This is a genomic window from Saccharothrix texasensis, from assembly GCF_003752005.1.
Lineage (GTDB): Bacteria > Actinomycetota > Actinomycetes > Mycobacteriales > Pseudonocardiaceae > Actinosynnema > Actinosynnema texasense.
Genome location: NZ_RJKM01000001.1, coordinates 2714006 through 2725938 on the forward strand (window position 1 = coordinate 2714006; position 11933 = coordinate 2725938).

The window sequence follows — 11933 nt, forward strand, 5'->3', positions numbered from 1 at the left end:
CTACTCCCCGGTCCGGGTGCCGACGCGGTCGGCGGTCGTCTGGGCGCCGACCGCGTCCGCGGGCTGGTGGCCGGCGGGGGTCGGGCGGCGGAACCGGGTGCGCAGCGCGCCCCCGAGCAGGCGGAACGCGAACGGCAGGTCGTCGCGCAGGTAGCGCTTGGCCAGGCGGCGCGGTTCGAGCGCGAGGCGGTGCAGCCACTCCGCGCCCAGCTTCTGCACCACACCCGAGGCGCGCTTGAACTCGCCCGCGGCCATCGGGATGCCCGCGCCGCAGCCGAGGAACCACGACGCCGGCAGGTCCGCGCGCAGCAGCCGGATCAGGCGTTCCTGCTTGGGGAAGCCGAGGCCCACGAACACGAGGTCCGGTGCGGCCCCCACCACCTTCGCCACGGTCTCGGCGGTGGTGTCGGCGGAGGTCTCGAACCCGAACGGCGGCGAGTCCGTGCCCACGACGCGCAGCCCCGGGTAGCGGGCGCACAGCGCCTCGGCGGCCTTCTCCGGCACGCCCGGCTCACCGCCCAGCAGGTACAGGGAACGGCCTTCGCGGGCGGCGGTTCCGGCGAGGGTGAACACCAGGGACGACCCGGTCACCCGCTCGGGCACCGGGACGCCCGCGAGCCTGCCCGCCCACACGACCGGCATCCCGTCGGCGACGACGAGCTCCGACTCGGCGATCAGCGCCGCGAGTTCGGGACGGCGGGTCGCGGCGCGCACGATGTCCACGTTGGCCGTGACGATCGAGCCGCCCTCGGCCCGTCGCCAGGCCTCGGCCACGTGATCGGCGACACCGGACTCTCGGACGGACCACACGTCGACGGCGCCCACGCGGACGCGGGGCTGCGCTATGTCCGGCATACCCGCGTCATCGGGTTCCGGGCGGTCCCCGTTACGACGTGGCCGGACACCGGTAACGGCTACCGCACGTGACCGATAACGGGAGCATGTACGTTGCGTCCGTCCGGCCCAGCGAGCGGGTCAAGGGCAGGGTCCCCGGCACCGTGGTCGCGTTGGGCGCGGTGAGCCTGCTGACCGACGTCTCGGCCGAGATGGTCACCGCGTTCATGCCGGTCTACCTGCTGTTCACGCTCAACATGGGCTATGCGCAGTTCGGCGTGCTGGACGGTCTGTACACCGGCGCGACGGCGGTGCTGAGGCTCGTCGGCGGCCACCTCTCGGACCGCACGCACCGGCACAAGGCCGTCGCCGCGGTCGGTTACGGGCTGTCGGCGGTGACGAAGCTCATCTTCCCGCTCGTGGGCGCGTCGGCGTTCGGGATCGGCGCGACCATGGCGGCGGACCGCGCGGGCAAGGGCCTGCGCACCGCGCCGCGCGACGCGCTGATCTCCCTGGCCACGCCGCCGGACCGGTTGGGCGCGGCGTTCGGGTTGCACCGCGGCATGGACACGGTGGGCGCGCTGCTCGGGCCGCTGATGACGTTCCTGCTGATGTACTGGGTCGGCACGGTGGCGGGTCCGGTGTTCGTGGTCAGCGCGTGCTTCGCCGTGGTCGGGCTGATCGTGCTGGTGGCGTTCGTGCGGGAGAACCCGCGCCCCGCGACGGCCGGCCCGCGCCCGTCGGTGCGGGCGGGGGTGGCGTTGCTGCGGGAGCGGGGCTACCGGCGGCTGGCGGTCGGGTCGGCGGTGCTGGGTCTGGCCACGCTGTCGGACGCGTTCGTGTTCATCCTGGTGCAGAAGGCCACCGGTGCGCCGCTGCACCTGTTGCCGCTGCTGCCGTTGGGCACGGCGTTGGTGTTCCTGGTGGCCGCCGCGCCGGTGGGGCGGCTGGCGGACCGGATCGGGCGGTGGCCGGTGTTCCTGGGCGGGCACGTGCTGCTGCTGGGCGTGTACGTGCTGCTGCTCGCCGCCGGTACCGGCTACGTCGGGGTCGGTGTGGCCTTGTCGCTGCACGGGCTCTTCTACGCCGCGACGGACGGCGTCCTGTCCGCCCGGGTGAGCGCCGTCGTGCCGGAGTCGTTGCGCGCGTCGGGCTTGGCGGTGGTCCAGACGGGACAGGCGGTGGCGCGCCTGGTGTCGTCCGTGGGTTTCGGCTTCCTGCTCCAGTTCGCCGCCTTCGGCACCGCCGTTTACGCGGCCATCGGCTCGCTCCTCGTCGCCGTGGTGGTGGCGTGGCGGCTCAACGCGGAACGCCGGGCCGGGTGATCCGGCCGGGTTTCGCCGCCCGGCCGGATCACCCCGTTCGACCTGCCTTTCCCGTCGTGCTCAGAGCAGGGTGAGGGCGATCGAGCCGTGGGCGGCGGACCGGCCGTGGGTCAGGTCCCCCGCGTGGCTCGCCGTGTAGCCCTGGAGCAGGGTGGCCAGGCCCACCAGCAGGGGGACGTTGGCGTCGCACCGCGCCTTGCCGTAGGCGTTCGTGGTGGCGGTGCAGAGCGGGTGGCCCTTGACCGTCCGGAACGTGATCTGCTTGCCCGCGACGGGTTTGCCGGTGTGGGACTCGGTGAGGGTGGCGTCCAGGCCGCGCGCGGTGAAGCCGAGCAGGCGCAGTTGCAGTTGGCCGTGACCGGCGGTCAGCTTGGTCGCGGCCGGCGGGACGGCGTGGATCGCGATGCCCACCGGGTCGACGCCGACGGGGACGGAGGCGACGACGGACAAGGTGGCGGTGTCGACGATCGACACCGTGCCGCTGACGAAGTTCGTCACGTAGGCCCTGGCGCCGTCGGGGGTGAGGGAGACGCTGATCGGCCTGCTGCCCACCGGGATCTGGGCGACCGGCGCGAGCGCGCCGATGTCGACCACCGACAGGCTGTGCCCCTCGCTGTTGGTCACGTAGGCGCGCGTGCCGTCCGGGGAGATCGCCACGCCGTGCGGGATGAAGCTGACCGGGATCGTGCCGATCACCGCGTTGGACGCGGTGTCGACCACGGACACGTTGTTGGACAGCTTGTTGACCACGACCAGCTTCGCGCCGTCGGGGGTCACCGCCACGGCGGTCGGGGTGTGGCCGGTCGGGATCTCGGCGATCTCGGTGTTCGTCGCGGTGTCCACCACGGAGACCGTGCCCGGCCCGGCGACGTCGTGGGCGACGTAGAGCCGCTTGCCGTTCGGCGTGATCGCGATGCCGTCGGCGTTCGGGCCGACCGGGATCGTCTCGGTGGTGGCCAGCGTGGCCGCGTCCACGACGGACACCGTGCCCGCCAGGTAGTTCGACACGTACACGTGCCCACCGGACGGCGACACCACGACGCCGGCGGGTCCGTCGCCGACCGGCACGGACGCGCCCACGGTGTTGGTCGGCGTGTCGATGACCGTGAGCGTGTCGTCGCGGACGTTCGTCACGTAGGCGCGCGTGCCGTCGAACGCGACACCGACGCCGTAGGGCGAGTCGCCCGTGGAGTCGATGAGCGTGGTGGTGACCGCGTTCGTGGCGGTGTCCAGCACCGACACCCCGCCGCCGTTGTTGGCGACGTAGCCGAGCACCCGCACGGTGTCCGCGGCGGCCGTCCCGGGTGGCGCGAGCAGCAACGCCGCGCCCAACGCGACCGCGCCGCACACCGCCGGCGTCTTGCGGATCTTCCTGAGCAGCACGATCGGCCTCCGTGGGGTTCGGGTCACGCACTGCCCCAATCGCCGGCCGGGTCTGCGCCGTTAGCCCGTCAGAACCGGTACACGTGGACTTGGTACGGACCGAAGTCGTCCACGATCCGGCCGTCGACGATCGGCACGGTCCGGTCCTCGTCCACCACGGTGGCCGTGCCCGACGACATCGGCACGGTCAGCGTGACGCGGGCGGCGCGGCTGCGGGGGTGGTCCTTGGTGCCGTCGGTCTGGGCCAAGACCCAGCGCGCGTCGCCGACCTGCTTGTGCATGCCCAGATCCTTGTAGAGCACGGAGACCGGGATGCCGTTGTCGCTCGACGCGGTCACCCCCGGCAGGTTCGGCGCGTTGAGCACCGGGGCCAACGACTTCAGCCTCGCGTTCACCGCGGCGACGCGGGCGGTGATCGCGGGTCGGGTCAGGATGCTGGAGTACTCGCCGGTCCCGTCGGTGTGGAAGCTGTGCGCGAAGTAGTTGATGCCGGTGGCGCCGTGCAGGACCGTGTTCCACACCGCCGACTCCAGCTGGTCGGGGTCGATGGTCTCGCCGCGGTCGTGCGGGTGCCCGGTCTCGACGAACCCGTAGAGCGGTTTGTCCGGGCCGCACCACTTGCGCATGGTGTCGATGACCTGCCCGTAGCTGTACGCGCCGACGGTGTGGTTGCGGTCGGGGTGCGTCCAGCCGTAGTAGTCGGCCGAAGCGATGTCCGCGGCCGAGCAGTAGGTCCGCATGTCCTCTTCGTAGGACTCCTCGATGTGGCCGTAGCCGACCTCACCGGTCGGCGTGCCCATCCACGGGCTGAAGTTGAGGTACGTCGGCCGGGACGGGTCCTTGGCGCGCACCGCGTCGGCCGCCCCCACGATCGCCGACGGCTGCATGTCGGGGTGGAACACGTCGCCGTAGACCTTGGTCATGTCCGGTTCGTCCGCGATCAGGTAGCCGACGTAGTTGCGGGCGTGCGCGGTGTCCGCCAGGACCGCGTCGACGCGCGTGCCGTCCACGTACACGCGCCAGTCGGTCTCGTGGAGCCCTTCCTGGCGGAGGTACCACCACTCGTCCTCCCACAGCCCGATGCCGAAGTCGACGCCGATCGCCGGGAACGCCCGGCCGAGCTTCTCGCCGTTCTCGACGCCGGACGGGTCCTGCATCCAGACGTTGATCGGGAACACGGCCGGGTCGCCGGTCGGGTTGGGTCCGTTGACCCACTTGCGGTAGTAGTCGACCGACGGACTGGCGGGCACGGGCGCGGGTGTCGGCCCGGCAGGCCGTCGCGCATCGGCCGTGCAAGCGCTCAGCGCGAGGACCGCTACCAGCACCACGCGCGTCAACGTCACCTCGGCGTCCGCGCGGCCAGCGCCTGCTTCGCCTTCTCGAAGCCACCCGGGCCGAGCAGCCGCAGCGCCGTGGTCTTGGCCAGGTACCTGGCCCCGTCGCGCGCCGACCGCAGCGGGTGGCCGACGAACCGGTCGCGGGCCAGCACGCCGCCGGCGGGCTCCGGCACGTCGTCCAGCGCGTCGCCGAACAGCGGCCGGTACGGTGCGGGCGCGACCAGCCTGCCCCGCGTGCGATTGCTCACGTTCCCGCCGTGCACGACCTGGAGCCAGCCGGGCGGTCCGCCCAGGGACACCACCTCGGCGTGCCGGTGCAGCCGGTTGTGCCAGTCGGCCCAGCACGTCACCGGCGCGTCCCAGCTCTCCCGCATCGACGCGAACGCGTTGTCGCGGTCGTGGTGCGCGAACAGCCCGGTCGGGCTCTTGACCAGCCCGTTCGCCAGGTAGAGGGCGGTGCGGCGGCCGGTGGGGCGCTCGGCTTGGAGCCGGGCGACGAAGTCCGCGGCGAGCCCGTCGTCGTTGTCGAGGTTGGTGGTGATCAGCTCGTCGCCCTTGACCGGGAAGAGCGCCGAGATGTCCTCGATCAGCTCGTCGCGGCTGACCTGCGTGCGGAACACCGGCGTGTAGGCGTCGCCGTGCGCCTCGATGCGGTCCTTGAGCCACCGCGGGCTCTCCGGGTCGAAGTAGATGAGCCACCGGAAGTCCGAGGACGTCTGCGCCGCCACCGAGGGCAGGCAGTACCGCTCGAACAACCCGACGCGTTCGGTCAACCACCCCTCGCGCGCCCGCACGACGCTCTCCGCGCCGACGGACGGCAGGTTGAAACGCGTCAGCACGACGTGGTCCATGGAACCCCTTCCCCTATGTCCTCCTACATCGGGATCGGGGCCGCGCCGTTAACGATCCGCGGTCGAACACGATGAGTAGGGCGTGACAGAGCCCCCGGCACGGCCAACGGTCGACGTCGTCATCCCGTGCTACAACTACGCCCGGTTCCTGCGTGCCTGCGTGACGAGCGTGCTCGACCAACCCGGTGTCGACGTGCGCGTGCTGATCATCGACGACACGTCGAGCGACGAGACGCCCGAGGTCGTGGCCGAGCTGACGCGGGACCCCCGGGTCGAGGGCCGCAGGCACGAGGTCAACCAGGGGCACATCGCGACCTACAACGAGGGCCTGCTGGAGTGGGCCAAGGCCGACTACACCGTGCTGCTGTCCGCCGACGACCTGCTGGCGCCGGGCGCGCTGGCCCGTGCCGCCGAGGTCTTCGAGGCGCACCCGAACGTCGGCATGGTGTACGGACGTGTCGTGAATTACACCGACCACGCGGAGCTGCCGTCCGTGGTCGCCGCCCCGGCCGGCCGCACGGTCTGGTCCGGCGTGGACTGGATCGAGGCGCGCTGCCGCACCGGGCAGAACGTGCTGTCCTCCCCCGAGGCCGTGGTGCGCACGTCCGTGCAGCAGGAGGTCGGCGGCTACCGGCCGGACCTGCCGCACGCGGGCGACCTGGAGATGTGGCTGCGCATCGCCGCGGTGTCCGACATCGGCTACGTGCGCGGCGAGCCCGCCGCGTACTACCGGGTGCACCAGCAGAGCATGATGCGCACCCGGTTCTCCTCCCTGTTCACCGACCTGGAGCAGCGGCAGGCGGTGTTCGAGCGGTTCTTCGCCGAGCACCCCGGGCTGCCGGCGCGGCTGCGGTCGCTGGCCGACCGGTCCATCGCCAAGGACGCGTTGTGGCGGGCCGTGCGCGCCTACGACCGCGACAAGCTGGACGAGGTGCCGGTGGACGAGCTGGAGGCGTTCGCCCGGCGGGTCCACCCCGACGTCGCGCGCCTGCCCGAGTACCGGGCGCTGCGGCGGCGGCGGCTGTTGGGGCCGAAGGTGTGCAGCCGCACGCAGCTGTTCGTCGGCAGCCACCTGGTCAAGCGCGGCGCGGGCGTCGTGGGCGGGCAGGTCCGGAAGTGGCGCGGCCAGTGACCACCGAGGCGGAGCCGACCGAGGCCGAGCGCCCCGAGCTGCGGCGCAAGGTCGGTTCGGCGATCAGGTGGAGCGCGATCAACAGCCTGGTGCAGCGGTTCAGCCAGGTGGGCGTGGGCGTCCTGCTGGCCAGGCTCATCGCGCCCGAGCAGTTCGGCGTGTTCGCGGTCGCGCTGGTGGTGCTCAACATCGTGATGAGCGTCAGCGAGATGGGCGTGAGCGTCGCCCTGGTGCGCACCGACCGGCCGGTCGAGGAGCTCGCGCCCACGGTGACGACGCTGTCCATCGCGTCCGGCGCGCTGCTGGCGCTGGTGTGCGTGCTCGGCGCGCCGTGGTTCGCCGGGGCGATGGACACACCCCAGGCGACCGGTGTGATCCAGCTCATGTCGCTGTCGCTGGTGATCGCGGGGGCCTCGGCGGTGCCGGGCGCGTTGCTGCAGCGCGAGTTCCGGCAGGACCACAAGTTCGTCGCGGACACGTCGGCGTTCGTCGTCGGCACGGCCGTGGTGGTCGTGCTGGCCGTGATGGGCTTCGGCGCGTGGAGCCTGGCGTGGTCGCGGATCGCGACGAACCTCGTCGCCGCGGTGGTGATGTTCGCCTACACGCCGAAGCGCTACCGGCCGGGGTTCGACCGGGTCCAGGCCCGCGGGCTGCTGGCGTTCGGGCTGCCGCTGGCGGGCGCGAGCCTGCTGGTGTTCGGCGTGCTCAACGTCGACTACATCATCGTCGGCAGCGTGCTGGGCACGGTGCCGCTGGGGTTCTACCTGCTCGCGTTCAACCTGGCGAACTGGCCGGTCGGCGCGTTCTCGCAACCGGTGCGCAGCGTGTCACTGGCGGCGTTCTCGCAGGTCAGAGACGACCCTGAGCTGTTCGCGCGGACGTTCTCGCGGGCGTTGCGGCTGCTCGCGCTGGTGACGGTGCCCGCGTGCGTGCTGCTGGCGGCGTTGGCCGACCCGCTCGTGCGCACCGTGTACGGCGAGCGGTGGGCGCCGGCCGCGCAGGCGTTGGCGCTGCTGGTGCTGCTGGGCGCGCTGCGGGTGGCGCTGGAGCTGGGGTACGACTACCTGGCCAGCGCCGGGCGGTCGCGCGCGATCCTGGTCATCCACCTGCTGTGGCTGGCCGCGCTCGTGCCGCTGCTGGCGCTGGGCGCGCACCTGGACGGCATCCGGGGCGTGGCGCTGGCGCAGAGCGTGGTCGTGCTCCTGGTGATCGTGCCCGCGTACCTGGTCGCGTTCCGCCCCTACGGGCTGCGGGCGCGCGCCCTGGGCGCGGCGGTCGCGCGGCCGGTGGCGGGCGGGCTGGCGATGGTCGTGGTGACGACGGGCGTGCAGTGGCTGGTCGACGGCGCCCTGTGGCGGCTGCTGGTCGGTGGCGCGCTGGCGTCCCTGGCGTACGCGGCCGTGGTGTTCCCCCTGCGCCACGAGGTGCTGGGTCTGTTGCGGAGGAGTGGCGCGTGAGGGTCGTCCAGCAGTTGCGGCGACGGGCGCACCAGGTCACGCGGATCGTGCGTGAACAGGGTGTGCGTCAGGTCGGGGCCCGTGCGCTCGGCCGGGCCGCCCGCAGGCTCGGCGCGGACGCCGAGGTGTTCCCGGTGCGCTGGGAGGACGTGCGCGCGGCGGACGTCGGCGTGCGGCGGCCGGTGGTCGTGCCGGCAGTGCCGGCGGACGGGCGGCTGACGGTCAACTGGGTCAGCACTCCCCCCTCACCCGGCTCGGGCGGGCACACCACGATGTTCCGGCTGATCGAGCACCTGGAGTCGCTGGGGCACACGTGCCGGCTGTACCTGTACGACGTGTACGGCAGCCGTGCGGCGGACCACGAGCCGGTGATCAGGTCGGCGTTCCCGGGTTTCCGCGGGTCGGTGCACGACGTGGCGGACGGGATGGCCGACGCGCACGCCGTGTTCGCCACCGCGTGGATGACGGCCTACCCGGTGTTCAACGACCCGTGCGCGGGCAAGCGGTTCTACCTCGTGCAGGACTACGAACCGTGGTTCTTCCCGGTCGGCGGGCTGTCGGCGCTGGCCGAGAACACCTACCGGATGGGGTTGCACGGCTTCACCGCCGGCCGGTTCCTGGCCGAGAAGCTGCGGGCCGAGACGGGTATGCGGGCCGACTCCTTCGACTTCGGCTGCGACGTGGACCGCTACCGCCTGGAGGAGGGCGCGCAGCGCGACGGCGTCGTGTTCTACGCGCGTCGGCTGGCGCCCCGGCGGGCGATCGAGATCGGGTTGCTGGCGTTGGAGGTCTTCGCCGAGCGGCACCCGGACGTCGTGATCCACACGTACGGCGAGAAGATCGGGTCGTTGGGCCCCCGGCACGTCGACCACGGGCTCGTCACCCCGGATCGGCTCAACGAGATCTACAACCGGTGCTACGCGGGCCTCACGCTGTCGATGACGAACGTCTCGCTGGTGCCGCACGAGATGCTGGCCGCGGGGTGCCTTCCGGTCGTCAACGAGGCCGCGCACAACCGGGTCGTGCTGGACAACGACCACGTCCGGTACGCGCCCGCGACACCGCACGACCTGGCCCGCGCGCTGTCCGAGGTGGTCACGACGCCCGACTTCGCCGCGGTGGCGCGGGCCGCGTCCGCCAGCGTGTCCGGCCGGTCCTGGGACGCGGCCGGGCACGAGTTGGAGAAGGTGCTCAGGCGGGAGCTGTCGCTCTGAGCAGGCGTCGCTGCGCCGGCCGTTCGACGAGCCGGTGCAGCAGCCACGCCAGGACCAGCGAGCAGGCCAGGAGGGCGACCGCCATCCCGGTCGCCGCGCCCAGGCCGACGGCGTGCGGGCCGAACGCCTCCGCCAGCCGCATCACCACCTGGTGCACCAGGTAGAAGGCGAACGAGACCTCGCCGAGGAGCACCGCCGTGCGACCGCGCCACGGTGACCACGAGCCGGTGAGGTCGGCGGTCGCGGCGGCCGGGATGAGCAGCGCCAGGGGGACCACCGTGCCCGCGACGTAGCCGAACGCGCCGGGCAGGTAGCCGGAGACCGCGTAGCCGGCGACGGCAAGCGCGCCCGCCCGCCACAGCGGCAACCTGATCCAGAGGCCCGCGCGCACGATCCGCGCCAGCGCCATGCCCAGCACGAACTCCAGCGCCCGGGTGACCGGGAAGACGTAGACGAACCAGTACTCCAGGTCCGCCGGCAGGGGCAGCGCGACCACCGGGACCAGGACCACCGCGGCCATGAGGCCGATCGCGAGCGCCCAGAGCCTCGTCCGCGGCACGCGGTCCACGCGGGCCAGGAGCCAGGCGAACGCCGTGTAGAACGCCGCTTCGCACGACAGCGACCACGCCGGCGTGTTGACCCCGAAGTAGATCGGCTGGACCGGCACCCAGGCTTGCAGCAGGACCAGCCCCAGCACGCCGCCGAGCAGGGACGCGCCGCCCAGCCAGGCGAGGCCGGCGAACACGACGACCCAGGTCACCAGGTGGTTGGGCAGGACCCTGGCCGCCCGCCGCCGCAGGCCGACGCCCGCCGGCGTCCCCGCCCGCGCCGACCAGGTGAGCACGAAACCGGACAGGAGGAAGAAGAACCCGACACCGGTCGCGCCCTGCCCGAACACCGCCCCCACCACCCCTTCGGCCCCGGTGCCCGCGAACAGGCCGCCGGCGTGCAGGTGGAAGCCGAAGACGACGAACGCGGCGAGGAAGCGCAACCCGGTGAGGGACGGCAATCGCGCCGGGGAGACGGCCGGGGGTTCGGTCGTGATCGGCGCGGTCGTGGTCGGGGAGGTGACCGGCGGCGGGGACGTGACCGGTGTCACCCGTGGGGTCGGAGGTGGCGCGGTCACCGGCGAGGTGCGGTGTCGGCGGGGCGGTGGGCGCGCGGCGTGCGGGGGTGGGGTGGTGCGGCCGGGTGGTCTACCGGAGTGGTGCGGGCGGCGCGTCTTCGAAGATCGACCTGCGCGTTCCCCTTCGCGGGTAACACGATTCTTGCGGCGTGGTATTCATTCTCCGCCAGGAATAACAACTTCAGCCTCCGAAAGCCGCGAATCCCCTGTGACACAGGGGGATCGCGGCACTCCGGAAAGGCGTTAGCCGAAGATCAGCTCGGCGACGGGGAGGTGGCCTCGCCGATCACGAGCACGGCGGCGGCCGAGCCGTCGGCGGGCACCACGTGGATCGACGCGAGCTTGGCGTCCTTCGGCACGGCGGCGAACGCGATCCGCTCGTCGTCCAGCCAGGTGGCCTGGTCGTCGACCCCGGCGGTGCCCGGCAGCCTGCGCTCCTCGCCGGTCTCCAGGTCCAGCACGGCCAGCTCCCACGGGCCCAGCCGGCCGATCCGCTTCTTGTAGGCGACCTTCGTGCCGTCCGGCGACAGGGACGGGCACTCCGCGTCACGCCGCAGCGACTCCAGGCGACGTTCCACCAGGTCGCCCTTGACCAGCCAGGTGTACCCGCCCGAGGCCAGGGTCGCGTAGAACGTCCGGTCGTCGGCGGCGACCGTCAGGCCCCAGTAGTTCACGTCCTGCGCGCCGTGCGGCCGATCCTCGATCACGGCGGCGAAACCCTCCAGCGACTCCACCACCTCGCCGGAGCGCAGGTCCAGGTACCCGGTCCGGGTGGAGAACCCGCCGGGCACCGCGTAGGAGTCGCCGGTCACGAACGACGTCCAGGTGACCACCTGGCCAGACGCCGACACCTTCGCCCGGCTCGGCACCCCGGGCAGGGGCACGGTCCGCACCACGGCGCCGTCGCGCGTCACCTCGGCCGCGTACGTCGGGCCCGGCCCGGCCAGCTCCAGGCACACCGTCGTGCCACCGGCCCGGTAGACCCGCCGGCACGTCAACGGCGTCGCGCTGCGGGCGGCGGGATCGGCCAGGCGCGCCTGCTCGACCCGGCCGCGCCCGTCGGCGAGGTCCACGAACATCAGGTCGCCGTCGACCGCCGCCACCGGCACGGGCGGGGTGTCGCGCACGACGGATGTCACGTAAACCGCCCCGGCTCCGATGACCAGTACGATGGCCGCGACGGCGAACACCACGCGCCGGAAGGCCAAGTCCATCACCACCTGTAACGACTGGGCGCGAGTCGGCCGATTTCAGGGTAACAACACCTTGCGCGC

Annotated in this window: 10 protein-coding genes; 4 read left to right on the top strand and 6 right to left on the bottom strand. The window is 72.6% G+C overall.

Annotated features, from left to right (window positions below; genetic code table 11):
* On the bottom strand, nucleotides 1–855 hold the full coding sequence (locus EDD40_RS10570) for a WecB/TagA/CpsF family glycosyltransferase (protein ID WP_123742752.1): 855 nt from the start codon (nucleotides 853–855) through the stop codon (nucleotides 1–3).
* Nucleotides 856–941: 86 nt separating this feature from the next.
* On the opposite strand from EDD40_RS10570, the gene EDD40_RS10575 reads away from it, so the two are divergent.
* Nucleotides 942–2159, top strand: a complete 1218-nt coding sequence (locus EDD40_RS10575; RefSeq protein ID WP_123742753.1) for an MFS transporter — start codon at nucleotides 942–944, stop codon at nucleotides 2157–2159.
* 60 nt (nucleotides 2160–2219) lie between these two features.
* Here the strand turns inward: EDD40_RS10575 and EDD40_RS10580 are convergent, their stop codons facing one another.
* The 3 genes from EDD40_RS10580 to EDD40_RS10590 form a co-directional block, all read right to left on the bottom strand.
* On the bottom strand, nucleotides 2220–3542 hold the full coding sequence (locus tag EDD40_RS10580) for a cytochrome D1 domain-containing protein (protein WP_246037585.1): 1323 nt from the start codon (nucleotides 3540–3542) through the stop codon (nucleotides 2220–2222).
* A 68-nt stretch (nucleotides 3543–3610) separates the two neighbouring features.
* Nucleotides 3611–4792, bottom strand: coding sequence for a hypothetical protein (locus EDD40_RS10585; RefSeq protein WP_246037586.1), 1182 nt, complete (start codon nucleotides 4790–4792; stop codon nucleotides 3611–3613).
* Nucleotides 4793–4881: 89 nt separating this feature from the next.
* Nucleotides 4882–5718 (bottom strand): glycosyltransferase, encoded by an 837-nt coding sequence (locus EDD40_RS10590; protein ID WP_246037587.1) that lies wholly within the window; start codon nucleotides 5716–5718, stop codon nucleotides 4882–4884.
* Between the two features lie 94 nt (nucleotides 5719–5812).
* Here EDD40_RS10590 and EDD40_RS10595 point away from each other — a divergent pair, with 94 nt between their 5' ends.
* The 3 genes from EDD40_RS10595 to EDD40_RS10605 are packed head-to-tail and all read left to right on the top strand — an operon-like array spanning nucleotide 5813 to nucleotide 9533.
* Complete coding sequence (locus EDD40_RS10595) at nucleotides 5813–6862, top strand: glycosyltransferase family 2 protein (protein ID WP_123742756.1); 1050 nt, start codon at nucleotides 5813–5815, stop codon at nucleotides 6860–6862.
* Nucleotides 6847–8319: a lipopolysaccharide biosynthesis protein gene (locus tag EDD40_RS10600; RefSeq protein WP_246037588.1), complete on the top strand. Its 1473-nt coding sequence runs from the start codon at nucleotides 6847–6849 to the stop codon at nucleotides 8317–8319. The genes EDD40_RS10595 and EDD40_RS10600 overlap by 16 nt, the downstream gene beginning before the upstream one ends.
* Nucleotides 8316–9533, top strand: a complete 1218-nt coding sequence (locus EDD40_RS10605; RefSeq protein WP_170185023.1) for a rhamnosyltransferase WsaF family glycosyltransferase — start codon at nucleotides 8316–8318, stop codon at nucleotides 9531–9533. The genes EDD40_RS10600 and EDD40_RS10605 overlap by 4 nt, the downstream gene beginning before the upstream one ends.
* Here EDD40_RS10605 and EDD40_RS10610 read toward each other — a convergent pair.
* Nucleotides 9511–10632: an acyltransferase family protein gene (locus EDD40_RS10610; protein WP_211348135.1), complete on the bottom strand. Its 1122-nt coding sequence runs from the start codon at nucleotides 10630–10632 to the stop codon at nucleotides 9511–9513. The two genes, EDD40_RS10605 and EDD40_RS10610, sit on opposite strands and share 23 nt — an antisense overlap.
* A 281-nt stretch (nucleotides 10633–10913) precedes the next feature.
* Complete coding sequence (locus EDD40_RS10615; RefSeq protein WP_123747925.1) at nucleotides 10914–11873, bottom strand: TolB family protein; 960 nt, start codon at nucleotides 11871–11873, stop codon at nucleotides 10914–10916.
* Nucleotides 11874–11933 lie beyond the last annotated feature (60 nt).

Excerpts from the sequence above, each read along its gene's own strand:
- EDD40_RS10615 (WP_123747925.1), bottom strand. The coding sequence starts at position 11,873 with ATGGACTTGGCCTTCCGGCGCGTGGTGTTCGCCGTCGCGGCCATCGTA.
- EDD40_RS10570 (WP_123742752.1), bottom strand. The coding sequence starts at position 855 with ATGCCGGACATAGCGCAGCCCCGCGTCCGCGTGGGCGCCGTCGACGTG.
- EDD40_RS10575 (WP_123742753.1), top strand. The coding sequence starts at position 942 with ATGTACGTTGCGTCCGTCCGGCCCAGCGAGCGGGTCAAGGGCAGGGTC.